At 66.5% G+C, this 12,965-nt stretch carries 17 protein-coding genes and 2 tRNA genes; 1 reads left to right on the top strand and 18 read right to left on the bottom strand.

Annotated elements, in window-relative coordinates; all coding sequences use genetic code 11:
• Positions 1-7 precede the first annotated feature (7 nt).
• The 3 genes from ACSC1W_RS20175 to ACSC1W_RS20165 all read right to left on the bottom strand — a co-directional run bounded on the left by ACSC1W_RS20175 (position 8) and on the right by ACSC1W_RS20165 (position 4,231).
• Entirely contained in the window at positions 8-1,726 is a 1,719-nt protein-coding gene (locus tag ACSC1W_RS20175) for a glutamate--tRNA ligase (RefSeq protein ID WP_435349606.1), read from the bottom strand.
• 98 nt (positions 1,727-1,824) lie between these two features.
• Positions 1,825-2,874, bottom strand: a complete 1,050-nt coding sequence (gene idsA3 / locus ACSC1W_RS20170) for a geranylfarnesyl diphosphate synthase (protein WP_435349605.1) — start codon at positions 2,872-2,874, stop codon at positions 1,825-1,827.
• A gap of 4 nt (positions 2,875-2,878) precedes the next feature.
• The gene (locus ACSC1W_RS20165; RefSeq protein ID WP_435349604.1) at positions 2,879-4,231 is read right to left on the bottom strand and encodes an RNase J family beta-CASP ribonuclease; all 1,353 of its coding nucleotides are present in this window, start codon (positions 4,229-4,231) and stop codon (positions 2,879-2,881) included.
• A 342-nt stretch (positions 4,232-4,573) separates the two neighbouring features.
• On the opposite strand from ACSC1W_RS20165, the gene ACSC1W_RS20160 reads away from it, so the two are divergent.
• Entirely contained in the window at positions 4,574-4,825 is a 252-nt protein-coding gene (locus ACSC1W_RS20160; protein WP_435349602.1) for an AN1-type zinc finger protein, read from the top strand.
• Between the two features lie 11 nt (positions 4,826-4,836).
• Here the strand turns inward: ACSC1W_RS20160 and ACSC1W_RS20155 are convergent, their stop codons facing one another.
• The 15 genes from ACSC1W_RS20155 to ACSC1W_RS20085 all read right to left on the bottom strand — a co-directional run bounded on the left by ACSC1W_RS20155 (position 4,837) and on the right by ACSC1W_RS20085 (position 12,856).
• The gene (locus tag ACSC1W_RS20155; protein WP_435349601.1) at positions 4,837-5,568 is read right to left on the bottom strand and encodes an isopentenyl phosphate kinase; all 732 of its coding nucleotides are present in this window, start codon (positions 5,566-5,568) and stop codon (positions 4,837-4,839) included.
• Positions 5,565-6,557 (bottom strand): mevalonate kinase, encoded by a 993-nt coding sequence (gene mvk / locus ACSC1W_RS20150; RefSeq protein ID WP_435349599.1) that lies wholly within the window; start codon positions 6,555-6,557, stop codon positions 5,565-5,567. The genes ACSC1W_RS20155 and mvk overlap by 4 nt, the downstream gene beginning before the upstream one ends.
• A gap of 137 nt (positions 6,558-6,694) precedes the next feature.
• Complete coding sequence (gene rpsB / locus ACSC1W_RS20145) at positions 6,695-7,474, bottom strand: 30S ribosomal protein S2 (protein WP_435349598.1); 780 nt, start codon at positions 7,472-7,474, stop codon at positions 6,695-6,697.
• On the bottom strand, positions 7,471-8,676 hold the full coding sequence (gene eno, locus ACSC1W_RS20140; RefSeq protein WP_435349596.1) for a phosphopyruvate hydratase: 1,206 nt from the start codon (positions 8,674-8,676) through the stop codon (positions 7,471-7,473). Before eno ends, rpsB begins: the two co-directional genes overlap by 4 nt.
• On the bottom strand, positions 8,673-8,852 hold the full coding sequence (locus tag ACSC1W_RS20135; RefSeq protein WP_435349595.1) for a DNA-directed RNA polymerase subunit K: 180 nt from the start codon (positions 8,850-8,852) through the stop codon (positions 8,673-8,675). The genes eno and ACSC1W_RS20135 overlap by 4 nt, the downstream gene beginning before the upstream one ends.
• A complete protein-coding gene (locus tag ACSC1W_RS20130; RefSeq protein WP_435349594.1) occupies positions 8,852-9,046 on the bottom strand; it encodes a DNA-directed RNA polymerase subunit N in 195 nt (64 codons plus the stop codon). Before ACSC1W_RS20130 ends, ACSC1W_RS20135 begins: the two co-directional genes overlap by 1 nt.
• 10 nt (positions 9,047-9,056) lie before the next feature.
• Positions 9,057-9,452, bottom strand: coding sequence for a 30S ribosomal protein S9 (locus tag ACSC1W_RS20125; RefSeq protein ID WP_435349593.1), 396 nt, complete (start codon positions 9,450-9,452; stop codon positions 9,057-9,059).
• Positions 9,446-9,883, bottom strand: a complete 438-nt coding sequence (locus ACSC1W_RS20120; RefSeq protein WP_435349592.1) for a 50S ribosomal protein L13 — start codon at positions 9,881-9,883, stop codon at positions 9,446-9,448. Before ACSC1W_RS20120 ends, ACSC1W_RS20125 begins: the two co-directional genes overlap by 7 nt.
• Positions 9,880-10,230 (bottom strand): 50S ribosomal protein L18e, encoded by a 351-nt coding sequence (locus ACSC1W_RS20115; RefSeq protein ID WP_435349590.1) that lies wholly within the window; start codon positions 10,228-10,230, stop codon positions 9,880-9,882. The genes ACSC1W_RS20120 and ACSC1W_RS20115 overlap by 4 nt, the downstream gene beginning before the upstream one ends.
• Positions 10,231-10,262: 32 nt before the next feature.
• Positions 10,263-10,347 (bottom strand) — tRNA-Leu (locus ACSC1W_RS20110).
• 161 nt (positions 10,348-10,508) lie between these two features.
• The gene (locus ACSC1W_RS20105) at positions 10,509-11,255 is read right to left on the bottom strand and encodes a DNA-directed RNA polymerase subunit D (RefSeq protein ID WP_435349588.1); all 747 of its coding nucleotides are present in this window, start codon (positions 11,253-11,255) and stop codon (positions 10,509-10,511) included.
• Between the two features lie 3 nt (positions 11,256-11,258).
• Positions 11,259-11,648, bottom strand: a complete 390-nt coding sequence (locus ACSC1W_RS20100; RefSeq protein WP_435349586.1) for a 30S ribosomal protein S11 — start codon at positions 11,646-11,648, stop codon at positions 11,259-11,261.
• Positions 11,649-12,170 (bottom strand): 30S ribosomal protein S4, encoded by a 522-nt coding sequence (locus ACSC1W_RS20095; RefSeq protein ID WP_435349585.1) that lies wholly within the window; start codon positions 12,168-12,170, stop codon positions 11,649-11,651.
• Positions 12,170-12,691: a 30S ribosomal protein S13 gene (locus ACSC1W_RS20090; RefSeq protein WP_435349584.1), complete on the bottom strand. Its 522-nt coding sequence runs from the start codon at positions 12,689-12,691 to the stop codon at positions 12,170-12,172. The genes ACSC1W_RS20095 and ACSC1W_RS20090 overlap by 1 nt, the downstream gene beginning before the upstream one ends.
• Before the next feature lie 80 nt (positions 12,692-12,771).
• A tRNA-Ser gene (locus ACSC1W_RS20085) sits at positions 12,772-12,856 on the bottom strand.
• Positions 12,857-12,965: the final 109 nt, after the last annotated feature.

Raw genomic sequence — 12,965 nt, 5'->3', positions numbered from 1 at the left:
GGGCCAGCTACTGGTGTGCGAAGTACGCCACCGACCCGTCGTCGGTGTGGGCGTCGACGCGCGCGAAGCCGATGCGCTCGAACTGCACCATCGCGTCGACCGGCTGGTCGACGAAGCCGGGTTCGGCCCGCCCCTCGACGACGCCGTCCATCGTCCAGAGTTCGACCGGTTCGTTGTCGGCCGCCGGCACCCAGTGGACGACGTCGACGCCCTCCTCACGGACCGCCGAGATGTCGTCGCCCGTGTACTGGAGGGCGTCGCGGGTGAACCGGAAGCAGCCGAGTCCCTTCAGCCAGACGCGTTCCTCGCGCTCGGGCAGGTCGCCGGGTTCGACCAGGACCGCGCTTCCGACCGGAATCTCGCGCCGACCCCGCTCCTCGTGGTCCGGGTGGACCGGCGGTTCGCCGAACTCGGGTGCGCCGCCGACGATGCCGAGTTCCGTGCCGTCGCGCACGAGGAACTGCCGGTCAGCCTCGTCGTCGACGAGGTCCCGGTTCTTCGAGTAGACCGTCGACATGGCGAGGTCGACGTCGCTGGTCGACGTGCCGAGTTCGAGCATCGACTCGACGATGGCCTCCCCGCGGATGCCCCGCCGGCGGAGGCTGTCGATGGTCGGCGCGCGCGGGTCGTCCCAGCCGTCGAGTTCGCCGGCCTCGATGAGTTCCTTGATCGTCGAGGTGGACATCTTCACGTCGTAGGCGTCGACCTGCACGTGCCCCCAGTGGACCACCTCCGGGTACGTCCAGTCGAAGTAGTCGTAGACGAACTGCTGGCGCTTCGCGGAGTCCTGCAGGTCGATGCCCCGGATGATGTGGGTGATGCCGACGAGGTGGTCGTCGACGCCGGACTGGAAGTCGAGCATCGGCCAGCAGCGGTAGTCGGCGGCCTCGGGACGCGGGTGTGGCGTGTCGACCATCCGGAACGCCACCCAGTCACGCAGGGCGGGGTTCTTGTGACCGATGTCGGTCTTCACCCGCAGCACCATCTCGCCGGAGTCGTACTCGCCGTCGACCATCGCCTCGAACTCCTCGCGGGTCGTCTCGGGGTCCTTGTCCCGGTGCGGGCACGGTTCGCCGCTGTTCTTCAGGTCGGAGAACTCCTCGCCCGAACACGAGCACGTGTACGCGCCACCGAGGTCGACGAGTTCGCGGGCGTGGTCGTAGTATGTCTCGACCCGGTCGCTGGCCTTGAACACCTCGTCTGCCTCGAAGCCGAGGTACTCGACGTCCTCGAGGATGGCGTCGTAGGCGTCGAGGTCCGGGCGCTTCGTCTCCGGGTCGGTGTCGTCGAACCGGACGCAGAACCAGCCGTCGTATCGGTCCTTGTACGTCCCGATGACGGCGGGCATGCGGGCGTGGCCGATGTGCCACGGGCCGTTCGGGTTCGGCGCACACCGCATCCGGACCTGCTCGTACTCCTCGACGTTCGGCAGGTCGGAGAGCACCTGCTCCTCGGCCGCCTCCTCGCTGTCGAGTTCCGCCAGCATCTCCGGTGCGATCTCGCCCAGTCGCTCGCGTTTCCCCTCGTGGTCGAGGTCGTTCACCCTGGCGCAGACGCCCGCGACGATGCCGGGTATCTCGTCGCCGTGTTCTCGGAACTCGGGGTTCTCGCCCATCATCGGGCCCATCACCGCACCGACGTCGGCGTCGCTCTCGTGCTTGATGGCGTTGAACAGGGCGTGTCGCTCTGCTACCGTCTCCACCCGTTCGCGAAGGGACTCGTCCATTGGTACAGGGTAGTCCCACCGGGGTCAAAACAGTCGTGATGTGTCGCTGGCCCCGGTATCGGTAGACGGTAGACCCGGAGACCGCACCGCGTCTCCGGTCAGTAGCCGCGCTCTATCAGGTAGTCGGCGATGTCACACAGCAGGTCGCGGGCCTCGTTGTCCGGGAGGACCTCCAGGCGCGACTTGCCACGGTCGACGAGGTCTCGCGCGGTCTGGTTGGCGTACTCGATGCTGCCAGCCTCCTGCAGCGTCTGGACGGCTGCTTCGATCTCCGCCTCGGTGACGGCCTCGACGCTGTCGGTGTCGACGAGTCCGTCGACGTCGACGCCCTGGTCGCGGGCGTGGACGGTTATCAGCGTCTGCTTGTTCTCGACGAGGTCGGACCCGCGTTGCTTGCCCAGCTGGTCGGACGGCACGGTCAGGTCGAGGACGTCGTCCTGTATCTGGAACGCGCGCCCGACGTCGAGTCCGTAGCCGTACAGCGCGTCGACGACCTCGTCGTCGGCCGAGAGCAACTCCGCCGCGATGGCGGCCGATGCCGCGTACAGCACCGCGGTCTTCTGTTCTATCATCTCGAGGTACTCGTCCGGGTCCACGTCGGCACGCGACTCGAAGGAGACGTCGAGGCTCTGGCCCTCGCATATCTTCGTACAGGTCGACGCGAGCGTGTCGGTCGCCGCGACCACGCGCTCGGGCGGGGCGTCGGTCTCGACCATTATCTCGAACGCCTTCGAGTAGAGCGTGTCGCCCGCGAGGATCGCTGTCTCGAGGTCGTACTCCTTGTGGACAGCCGGGACGCCGCGACGGAGGTCGTCGTCGTCCATGATGTCGTCGTGGATGAGCGTGAACGACTGGATGACCTCGACGCTGACCGCCGCGGCCATCAGGTCGACGGGTTCGTCAGTGAGCGACGGGAACTCCCTGTAGTCGGCCGAGAGTGGCGGGGTGTCCGTCAGCGCCTCGCCCACCACGAGCAGGACGGTCGGACGCAGGCGCTTCCCGCCCGCGTCCAGCAGGTACCGGGACGCTTCGTAGAGCCGCCGTGGCGGCTTGATGGGAAGCTCCTCCGTGATACCCCGGTTGACCTGCTCGCGTCGCTCGGCCACCGCATCGAGCACCGTCTGTTCTCGCGTCTGCGGATCTGTCATGCTGTCACTCGGTCAGCTGGATGAGGTTGCCGTTTCTGGTGACGTGGAGGTCGCGACCCATAGTGTATCCTTCGTTCTCGGCGAGGTCGACGTAGCCGGAGAAGCCCTTCATGTCCTGGTGGGCCGGGATGACGTGCTGGGGCTGGAGCGCCTGGAGCATCTCGTAGTGGCCCTCCTGGTTCAGGTGGCCGGAGACGTGGATGTCGTCGTAGACGCGAGCGCCCTGCATCCCGAGCAGGCGTTCGGACTGGTAGCGCTGGCCCTCGTTCGTCGGTTCCGGGATGACCCGGGCCGAGAAGATGACCTTGTCGCCGTCGGCTAACTCGTAGGGAGTCTCGCCCCGGCCCATCCGGGTGAGCATCGCGCGCGGTTCACCCTGGTGGCCGGTGACGATGGGCAGGAAGTTGCCCTTGCCCTCCTTCATGATTCGCTTGAACGTCCGGTCGACGGACTTGCGGTGGCCGAACATCCCGAGGTCGCCCGGGAAGTCGACGAAGCCGAGTCGTTCCGCCGTGCCGGAGTACTTCTCCATCGACCGTCCGAGCAGGACCGGTTGCCGCCCGATGTCGCGTGCGAACTCGACGAGGGACTTCACGCGGGCGATGTGGCTGGAGAACGTCGTGGCGACGATGCCGCCCGTGTAGTCCTCCATCGAGTACATCACGTCCTTGAGGTGGCGTCGTGCGACGGCCTCGGAGGGCGTTCGCCCCTTCTTGTTCGCGTTGGTACAGTCCTCGATGTAACAGAGGACGCCGTTGCCTTCGCGGCCGATCTCGCGGAACCGCTTCATGTCGATGGGGTCGCCGATGACCGGCGTGTGGTCCATGCGCTTGTCGAGGCCGTAGACGATGGCCCCCTCGGGCGTGTGGATCACCGGGTTGATGGCGTCGATGATCGAGTGGGTGACGTTGACGAACTCGAGTTCGACCTGCCCGGAGTCGCCGATGGTCATCGTCTCGCCGGCGTCCATCTTCACGAGGTCGTTCTCGACGCCGAACTTCTGTTCGCTCTCGACCTGTTGCTTGACGAGTTCGATGGTGAACGGCGTCGCGACGATGGGTGCGTCGTACCGGTGTGCCAGTTTCGAGATGGCCCCGATGTGGTCGAGGTGGCCGTGCGTCGGCACGATGGCCTGCACGTCACCTTCGAGTTCGCTCATGACCCGGTCGTCCGGGATGGCCCCCATGTCGATGAGGTCCAGACTGTGCATCTTCTCGGTCTCGACGTTGTCGTGGATGAGAACCTGCGAGAGGTTCAGACCCATGTCGAAGACGACGACGTCGTTCCCTGCGCGGACGGCAGTCATCTGCCGCCCGACTTCTTCGTATCCGCCTATGGTTGCGATTTCGATTTCCATGGTCGTTAGCACCGAAAGCCGTGAATCGGTATGGTAAACTCCCCCGTTGGACGGGACGCTACGCCCCGGCGTCTTACAGCACGTCGGCGCATATCCCGCTATGTGACAGCGTCCTCCCCCGACGCAGGTGTCGGGGGTACCGTACTCGCCGTCACACTTACCCGCGGGGTCTGTTGACCGACCATTCTCGGCCCGAGGTTAAAAGCACGTGGGTTACGTGTCGCCCGCGAGTGGGGAACGACTTACGCCGGACCGTCCCCGAGGGTGGTTCCTGGGGTCGAACACCACGTCCTGGAATCGCCCGGGCCACAGGTTTAACTTTCGCCACACCCTGCACGTAGTATGAGTTCGTGTGCGTTCTGTGGCCAGGAGGTCGATGGCCTACCGTACACCTGCAACGAGTGTGGCGAGTCGCACTGCGGGCGCCACAGACTCCCCGAACGCCACGAGTGCGGGGGGCTGGACCGCGTCGCCGACCGCCCCAGCGGGCAGGGGACGTTCATCGGTACGTCGTCAGGCGGCGAGGACGACAGTAACGTCGTCGCCAACGCACTCGACGCGCTCCTGGCACCGTTGCGCAGACTGCGCCGGTGACGGGCGACGCCTCACCCGACGGTCGTGCCCGGTCGACCGCCGTCGAGGAACGACTCCAGGTCGTCGAGTCCGAAGATGGTCGCCGGCGTCGACAGCGCGAGTAGCGTCCGCACCTTTCCTGCCATCCCGCCCGAGACGTCTGTCGCGTCAGCACCGCCGAGGACGTCCGCCACGTCGTCGTACGTCTCGATGCGCGGAATCACCTCGTCGGCGTCGTCGAGGACGCCCGGGACCGTCGAGCAGAGTCCGACCCGGTCGGCGTCGAGCGACGTCGCCAGCGAGGTGACGATCTCGTCGCCGGAGAGTACCGTCACGCCCTCGCCCCGATGTGCGACCACGTCCCCGTGGAGGACGGGGACGAACCCCTCGGCACGGAGCGTCGCGACCTGACCGGACGGGAGCGTCAGCGTCCCGTCCTCGTCCCGGTTCGCGGCCGAGAGGGGATGGACCGGAACCGCCGGGACGTCCCGGTCGTGGAGTCGGCGCAGGACGAGGCCGTTCAGGGCCTTCATCGCGCCGTGTATCTGGGTGACACCGGCGACGTCGTGGGTGCCCTCGGTCGTACTGACGCCGAACGCCTCCGCGTTGTGGTGGCCGAAGCTCCCGCCGCCGTGGACGACGACGAGGTCGTCGTCGTGTGCGGCGACGGCGTCGGCCGCCCGGTCGAGTGCCGCGCCGTCGACCGTCTCGGCGCGGTCCTTCTCGGTGATGACCGACCCGCCCAGTTTGAGGACGGTCGTCACGAGACGACCACCCCCTCGCGGGCGAGTTCCGCCCGGAACGCCTGCTCGCAGGATTTGGAGTACGACAGCGCCGTCTCCGTCTCCGGCGTCTCGTCGAGGGCGACGATACAGCCGGCACCGCCCGCTCCCGTCAGTTTCGCACCGTGTGCGCCGGCCTCTCGCGCAGCCCACACCATCTCGTCCAGGGAGCGCGAGGAGACGCCCAGTGCCTCCAGCAGGCCGTGGTCGAAGTCCATCAGCCGACCGAGTTCGGCCAGCGACGCCTCGTCCCCGTCGCCGCCGAGCACCGACTCCCCGGCCCGGACGACGTCCCCGATGGCGGCGACCGTGTCGGCGGCGAACCCGTACTCCTCGCGCAGGGACCGGACCCGGGCGACGAGTTCGCCCGTGTTCCCCGAGCCGCCGTCGTAGCCGATGACGAACGGGAGGTCCGGCGCGTCGAGCGTCCGACAGTCGTCGCCCTCGACGCGCACCGCACCTCCCATCGCCGAGCAGAAGGTGTCCGCGCGCGATGCCTGCCCGTTCTGGACCTCGAGTTCGACACGGTACGCGCGGTCTGCGACCTCCCGGGGGTCGAGTGTGACGCCGAGTTCGGCCGCCGCCGCCGCGATGGTCGCCACGACCACCGCCGCCGACGACCCGAGCCCCGCCCCGAGCGGGATGTCGCTCTCGACGGCCACGTCGAACCCGGCGCCGGGCGCACCGGCCGCGTCGCGTGCCTGTTCGACCGCGCCGTCGACGTACTCGGTCGCTGCCTCCAGCAGTTCGGTCGGGACCTCTACGCCGGGGTCGCCGTCTACCGTCCCGTACTCGACCGTGAATCCCTCTATCTCGAGGTCCTGTGCGTCCACCCTGAGCCGTCCGTCGGTCCGTTCCTCGACGGTGACCGTCGCCCGGCGCTCGACGGCGCAGGGAATCGCCGGTTCGCCGTAGACGACCGCGTGCTCCCCGAACAGGTACACCTTCCCTGGGGCGCTTGCCGTGACCATACCTCCTCTCTCCCGGCCTGTGCAAAGAGTGTTGTCGAATCCGACATTCCACCCACTCGTCGCCAGTACCGGGTCGGCGCGACCGACGGTGCGGTCGCTCACCGGGGGCGATACCGCGAAAAACGAACCAGAATCCTCTAGATGCCGCTCTCGAAGTCGTCGAGGGAGTACGTCGGTTCGGCACCGCGACGGTCGAGCGTCTCGTTGGCCAGCAGCCAGTAGACGACCGACAGGGCCTTGCGACCCTTGTTGTTCGTCGGGACGACGAGGTCGACGTTGCTGGTCTGGTTGTTCGAGTCACACATCGCGATGACCGGGATGCCCACCGTGATGGCCTCCTTGACGGCCTGACTGTCGCCGATGGGGTCCGTGACGACCACGATGTCCGGTTCGATGTAGCCGTCGTACTTCGGGTTCGTCAGCGTGCCCGGGATGAACCGACCGGTGCGGGCACGGGCGCCGACGGCGTCGGCGAACTTCTCCGCCGGGAACCGACCGTACTGGCGCGAGGACGTGACCAGTATCTGCTCCGGGTCGTAGTTCGCCAGGAAGTCCGCGGCCGTGCGGATGCGGCTGTCCGTCTTGCCGACGTCGAGCACGTACAGGCCGTCGGTCCGGACGCGGTGGATGAACCGCTCCATGTCCTTGGTCTTCTGCTGGGTACCGATGTGAACACCGGCACCGAGGTAGTCCTCGACGGGGATGAGGAGGTCGGCCTCGTCGTCGGACATGACGTCCTCGTCGAGTTCCGGCTCCTCTGCTGTCTCGTCCTCGGCCGCCTCGGCCTCGGAGTCCGTTTCGTCAACGGGCTCTGCGTCCTCGACCTCGGCCGCCGGACCCGCGCCTTCGGCGGGTTCGGGGTCGATGTCGGTCTCTTCCGCGTCGAGCCCTTCCTGTTCTTGGTCCTGGTCTGTCATAGTGCGTCGTCTGCGATTCGGATGAGTTCGTTCAGTTTGGCGGTTCGCTCGCCGCCGACCGCGCCCGTCTTGATGAACGGGGCGTCGGTCGCCACGGCGAGGTGTGCGATGGTCGCGTCCTCGGTCTCGCCCGACCGGTGGGAGATGACCGGGTCGTAGCCGTTCCGGACCGCGAGTTCGACGGCGTCGAACGCGTCGGCCAGCGTCCCGATCTGGTTCGGCTTGATGAGGATGCTGTTCGCGGCGTCGAGGTCGATACCGGTCCGGAGTCGCTCCGTGTTGGTCACGAAGAGGTCGTCGCCGCAGACGAGCGTCTGCTCGCCCACGCGTTCCGTGAGGTCGGCGAAGCCCTCGTAGTCGTCCTCGTCGAGGGGGTCCTCGACGTAGACGAGGTCGTACTCCCGGACCAGGTCGGCGATGTACTCGACCTGCTCGTCGGTCGTCTTCTCGTCGTCGCCGTAGCGGTATACCTCCGCGTCGGCGTCGTACAGTTCGGAGGCGGCCACGTCGAGGCCGAAGCCGACCTCGAAGCCGACGTCGCTGGAGACCACGTCGGTCGCCTCGTCGACTATCTCGAACGCCTCGGCGTCGTCGATGGACGGCGCCCAGGCACCCTCGTCGCCCTTGCCGCAGGACTCGCCGCGTTCGTCGAGGATGTCGGCGACGGCAGCGTGGACGGCCGCGTTCGCGAACACCGCGTCGGTGACGTTCGGTGCGCCGACGGGTGCGGCGAGGAACTCCTGGATGTACGTCGCGTCGGCGGCGTGTTCGCCGCCGCCGACGACGTTCCCGAGCGGCGTCGGGAAGTTCTCCCCGCGGAACGTGCCGCCGAGGTGCTGGAACAGCGGCGCGCCGAGGACGTCGGCACCGGCCTTCGCCGCCGCCATCGAGATGGCGACCGCGCTGTTCGCACCGATACCGGAGAAGTCGTCGGTGCCGTCCGCACCGCGGAGGGCCGCGTCGACCTCCCGCTGGTTGCCGGCGTACACCCGGCCCTCCAGTTGCGGGACGGCGTGTTCGCGCGCGTTCGCGATGGCCTCGCCCGGTGGGAGTTCGATGGCTTCGTACTCGCCCGTGCTCGCGCCGGACGGCGCGGCCGCTCGACCGAATCCGCCGCTCTCGGTCAACACGTCGGCCTCGACGGTCGGGTTGCCCCGGGAGTCGAGGACGCGACGGAGCCTGACGTCCGTGACGAGCGTCATCGGGACCCTCGTTTGACCGTGAAGGGGAGCGCGCCGGCGTCGTACTCCTCGGCCGCGATGAGTATCGGCTCGGTCTGGTCCGTCTCGATGAGCACCGGTGCGCCGTAGGACACCTGCAGCGCTCGTGCGCCGAGGATGCGTGCCTTCTCGTACCGGTTGTAGCGTTGTCGGGGCATTACTGGTAGGGTGAGACGATGTCGACGAGGTCCTTGTGCGAGACGAGCATCCGGCGACAGCAGTAGCGCTCGACGCCGAGTTCGTCGAGGACCTCCTGTGGGTCCTCGTCGCCCTCGCGCGTCCGCGCCTTGAACTCCTCCCAGTGCTCGCCGACGACGTTACCGCACGTGAAACACCGGACTGGTACCATCATGGTCTCTCACCTAGCGGTAGGACTTCTGGTAGCGGGCCCGGGCACCGGGACCGCCCCACTTCTTGGGTTCGGACTGGCGAACGTCGTTGACCAGCAGCGAGCGGTCGAACTCCATGTACGCGTCGCGGAGTTCGGCGTCGCCGGTGTGCTGGACCAGTCCACGTGCGATGGCGGTCCGGACCGCGTCGGCCTGGCCGCTGATGCCGCCGCCGGAGACGTCCACGTCGACGTCCACGTCGTCGCGGATGCCGTCGACGATGCGGAACGGTTCCAGCATCTTCAGGCGGGAGATCTCCGGTTCCACCAGTTCGACCGGCTTGGAGTTGATTCGGACGCGACCCTCGCCTTCCGAGACGGTCGCGCGGGCGATGGCCGTCTTCTTCTTTCCGGACGTGTTAGTTACCATGTGACGTTAGCACCCAGTTTGGCTGAGACGTCGCCCAGCTGGACGAACTTGATGTTCGAGAGTCGGTCGAGAGACGTACCGTCGAGGATTTCGCCGTCCTCGTCGTACGGGTTGCCCACGTAGACGCGGACGTTCTCGAACGCCTCGCGCCCCGCCTTCGACTTGTACGGAAGCATGCCACGGATGGCACGCTTGAAGATCCGGTCCGGCCGCTTCGGGTAGTACGGGCCGCTGTCGGAGCCCACGTCGACGCGCTTCTCGTACGTCGCCATGATGTCGTCCTCCGACCCCGTGATGATGGCCTCCTCGGCGTTGACGACGGCGATTCGCTCGCCGTCCTGTGCGCGCTGGGCGACGGTGGACGCGACGCGTCCGAGGATGCAGTCGCTCGCGTCGACGACGACGTCTGCGTCGTACTCTGCGAAACTCATCGAATCACCCTTACGTTGGACCCTTCGGGATTCTGTTCGATAGCCTGTTCCAGTTCGAGCGATTCGCCGACCTGGTCGATCTTGGTCTCCGCGGACGACGAGAAGTCGACCGCCGCGACGGTGACCGACTTCGAGAGGGCACCGGAACCGAGCACCTTGCCCGGCACGATGACCGTCTCGTCTTCCTGTGCGTATCGCTCTATCCGTCCGAGATTGACCTCCGCGTGTGTGCGGCGGGGTTTCTCGAGACGTTCTGCTACGTCGCTCCAGATGTCAGCGTCCTCTGAACGGGACACCGACTTGAGCTCGGCAATGAGGTTGCTGAGCCGTGGATTGGTCTTACTCATGACTTTCCTCCAGATGGTTTCGATAGAAGTGATGCAGGGAGCAGGATTTGAACCTGCGGACCCCTATGGGACAGCGCCCTGAACGCTGCGCCGTTGGCCAGACTTGGCTATCCCTGCTCGCACCCTTGCGGGTACACATCTCTTCTGTGCCCCCCTTCAAACCACTTTCGATTGCCGACCACGAATCGGGGACGCGAGCGCCATGGCTCGCACTTCGGGACCCGCTGGTCCCGCCGAGATTCGCGGCCGTCAGGGTGTGGTTGGAAGGGGTCATGTTCTTACAACGATACCGCGTCTTCCAGTTCGACCGCACGCTCCTCGATGGAGTCGATAGCACGGGTGACGAGGTCCTCGACGGTCATCGAACCGTCGGTCTCGACGTGGAAGACGAACGCCTTCTCGACGTCCGTGACCTCGACCTCCTTCCCGGGGAATCGCTGGGTGAGGTCGTGGTCGAACTCCGCAGTGTCGATGAGTTCGCCGTCGATCTCGACGACGCCGCGGATGATGTTGGGTTCGCTCTCCTCGAACTCGGCGGCGTCGCCGACGACCTCCGCGTGCTGGAGGTGACGGTAGCCGACCGAGACGCCGCCCTGGTGTTTGGCGTGTTCCTTGCCGGTGTCGAGGACCGCGTCGGCTTCGAGTTCGAGACGCTGGCCGTCCTTCAGGTCGATGATGGGGACGTTCTTGTCCGCCGGCTCGACCATCTCGTCGGCGCTGACGAGGTCACCGGAGTACGCCGTCGCCGGGCCCGCCACGTCGATGGAGAGCGTGACGACGTCGTCCTCGTCGAACTCGTTCGGCGGGGTCGTCAGCGGGATGAGTCCCAGCCTGAGCGCGATCTGCTCGTCGAACATCACCGACGAGTTCTCGATGACGCGCACCTCGTCTATCGACAGGGTCGGCACGTCGGCGATCATCGTCCGCCGGATGCCGTTCGCGAACGCGGGCGTCACGCCGCGCACGAGGAACAGCGCCTTTCGGTCGTCGCGTTCGATGAACTCGACCTCGTAGTCCTCGTCCATGGCTCAGAACCCGCCTTTTCCTTTCGGTGCCCGGGACCCGTCGTGCGGGATGGGCGTGACGTCCTCGATGCGACCGATCTCGAAGTCGGCACGGGCAAGCGCACGGATGGCCGCCTGTGCGCCCGGGCCGGGGGACTTCTGCAGGTTGCCGCCGGGGCCGCGCACGCGGACGTGCAGGCCCTCGATGCCGGCGGCGCGAATCTCGTCCGCGATGGACTCGACCATCTGCATGGCCGCGTACGGCGACGCCTCGTCGCGGTTCTGCTTGACGGCAGTCCCGCCGGAGGACTTCGTGATGGTCTCTGCACCCGTCAGGTCGGTGACGGTCATGACGGTGTTGTTGAACGATGCGTGTACGTGGGCGATGCCCCACTTGTCGTCGTTGTCTGCCATTTATTGACCCTCCGCGCGTTCGGGGTGAAGCTCGTCTGCGAGCGGACTCGTCTCGTCGAACGCGATGCTGTCTTCCTCGGCGACGTCGACGGTGTACGACGGCACGCGGACGCGTGCGTCGTCGACGGTGACGTGGCCGTGGACGATGAACTGTCGCGCCTGACTGGTCGTGTTGGCCAGTCCCTTGCGGTACGCCACGGTCTGGAGCCGACGCTCCAGGATGTCCGAGACCTCGAGCGACAGGACGGCGTCGAGTCGGTCCTCCTCGTCGAGGACGCCGATGCGCTTCAGTCGCGCGAGGAACTCGCCACCGGCCGTGGCGATGTCGTCCTCGGACTGCGTCTGGCCGAGCAGGTCGCGGGCCTCGCGACGGTAGTCACGAAGCTCGGACTGGGCCCGCCAGAGTTCCTCCTTGTTCTTCAGGCCGTAGCGCTCGACGAGGCTGTGCTCCTCGGCGATGCGCTCGCCCTGGAACGGGTGGTTCGGCGTCTCGTAGCGCTTGGTGTTGCTGCCGAGCGCCATTATTCCTCACCGCCCTCGGCGGCTTCCTCGGCGGCCTGTTCTTCTCGAATCTCCTCGACGTTGACGCCGATGGTCCCCTCGGTACGTCCGGTGGACTTGGTGCGCTGACCGCGTACCTTCTGTCCCTTCTTGTGTCGGACGCCCTTGTAGGAGTCGATCATCTTCATCCGGTTGATGTCGTGACGTCGAGACATCTCGAGGTCGTTGCCGACCTCGTGCGTGGTCTCGCCGGAGTAGAAGTCGCGCTGGCGGTTGGTGAGCCAGGCGGGCACCTCGTCGGCGTAGGTCTCGACCTCTTCGACGACCGAATCGATGTCTTCCTGGTCCAGTCGGCCGAACGTGGCCGTCCGGTCGACGTCTGCCTTGTCGGCGATGATTCGGGCTGTACGTCGGCCGATGCCGTTCATCTCGATGAGCGAACGCTCGACGGTCTTCGTCCCATCGAGGTCTGTCTTCCCGATGCGGACGAAGTACTGAAGGTCTTCGTCGTCTTGTTCGCCCTGTGGTTCTTCTGCACTCATGTGTGGTGTGTATCGAACGTGCTCGCTGCACTTGTGCGGTTGGATGTCACACCGGGCCCAAACTCGGTGTGAAAGTCCGACGTCGTGGCGGGGATTCGAACCCCGGAGGCTTGACGCCACAGAGTTAGCAACCCTGCGCCTTGGGCCAGGCTTGGCTACCACGACAGTGTGTCTATCGTCGCCCGTACGGACTCGGGACCCGGTGCCCCTACATTCGTATTGCGACTGGACGTATTCCCGAACAGTACTTAAGCCCAACGGAACGGTCGCCACG

The sequence above is a fragment of the Haloarchaeobius marinus genome (assembly GCF_051207415.1).
Lineage (GTDB): Archaea > Halobacteriota > Halobacteria > Halobacteriales > Natrialbaceae > Haloarchaeobius.
The sequence above is the reverse complement of the archived record's forward strand: the minus strand, read 5'-3'. Positions and strand labels throughout refer to the sequence as shown.

What these genes read in the sequence shown, in the direction of transcription:
- ACSC1W_RS20090 (WP_435349584.1), bottom strand. Translation starts at nt 12,691, where the DNA reads ATGAGTGCAGAAGAACCACAGGGCGAACAAGACGACGAAGACCTTCAG.
- ACSC1W_RS20115 (WP_435349590.1), bottom strand. Translation starts at nt 10,230, where the DNA reads ATGAGTAAGACCAATCCACGGCTCAGCAACCTCATTGCCGAGCTCAAG.
- rpsB (WP_435349598.1), bottom strand. Translation starts at nt 7,474, where the DNA reads ATGACAGACCAGGACCAAGAACAGGAAGGGCTCGACGCGGAAGAGACC.
- ACSC1W_RS20160 (WP_435349602.1), top strand. Translation starts at nt 4,574, where the DNA reads ATGAGTTCGTGTGCGTTCTGTGGCCAGGAGGTCGATGGCCTACCGTAC.
- ACSC1W_RS20130 (WP_435349594.1), bottom strand. Translation starts at nt 9,046, where the DNA reads ATGATGGTACCAGTCCGGTGTTTCACGTGCGGTAACGTCGTCGGCGAG.
- ACSC1W_RS20135 (WP_435349595.1), bottom strand. Translation starts at nt 8,852, where the DNA reads ATGCCCCGACAACGCTACAACCGGTACGAGAAGGCACGCATCCTCGGC.
- ACSC1W_RS20120 (WP_435349592.1), bottom strand. Translation starts at nt 9,883, where the DNA reads ATGAGTTTCGCAGAGTACGACGCAGACGTCGTCGTCGACGCGAGCGAC.
- ACSC1W_RS20100 (WP_435349586.1), bottom strand. Translation starts at nt 11,648, where the DNA reads ATGGCAGACAACGACGACAAGTGGGGCATCGCCCACGTACACGCATCG.
- ACSC1W_RS20095 (WP_435349585.1), bottom strand. Translation starts at nt 12,170, where the DNA reads ATGGCGCTCGGCAGCAACACCAAGCGCTACGAGACGCCGAACCACCCG.
- ACSC1W_RS20165 (WP_435349604.1), bottom strand. Translation starts at nt 4,231, where the DNA reads ATGGAAATCGAAATCGCAACCATAGGCGGATACGAAGAAGTCGGGCGG.
- ACSC1W_RS20125 (WP_435349593.1), bottom strand. Translation starts at nt 9,452, where the DNA reads ATGGTAACTAACACGTCCGGAAAGAAGAAGACGGCCATCGCCCGCGCG.
- eno (WP_435349596.1), bottom strand. Translation starts at nt 8,676, where the DNA reads ATGACGCTCGTCACGGACGTCAGGCTCCGTCGCGTCCTCGACTCCCGG.
- mvk (WP_435349599.1), bottom strand. Translation starts at nt 6,557, where the DNA reads ATGGTCACGGCAAGCGCCCCAGGGAAGGTGTACCTGTTCGGGGAGCAC.
- ACSC1W_RS20105 (WP_435349588.1), bottom strand. Translation starts at nt 11,255, where the DNA reads ATGGACGAGGACTACGAGGTCGAGTTCATCGAACGCGACGACCGAAAG.
- idsA3 (WP_435349605.1), bottom strand. Translation starts at nt 2,874, where the DNA reads ATGACAGATCCGCAGACGCGAGAACAGACGGTGCTCGATGCGGTGGCC.
- ACSC1W_RS20175 (WP_435349606.1), bottom strand. Translation starts at nt 1,726, where the DNA reads ATGGACGAGTCCCTTCGCGAACGGGTGGAGACGGTAGCAGAGCGACAC.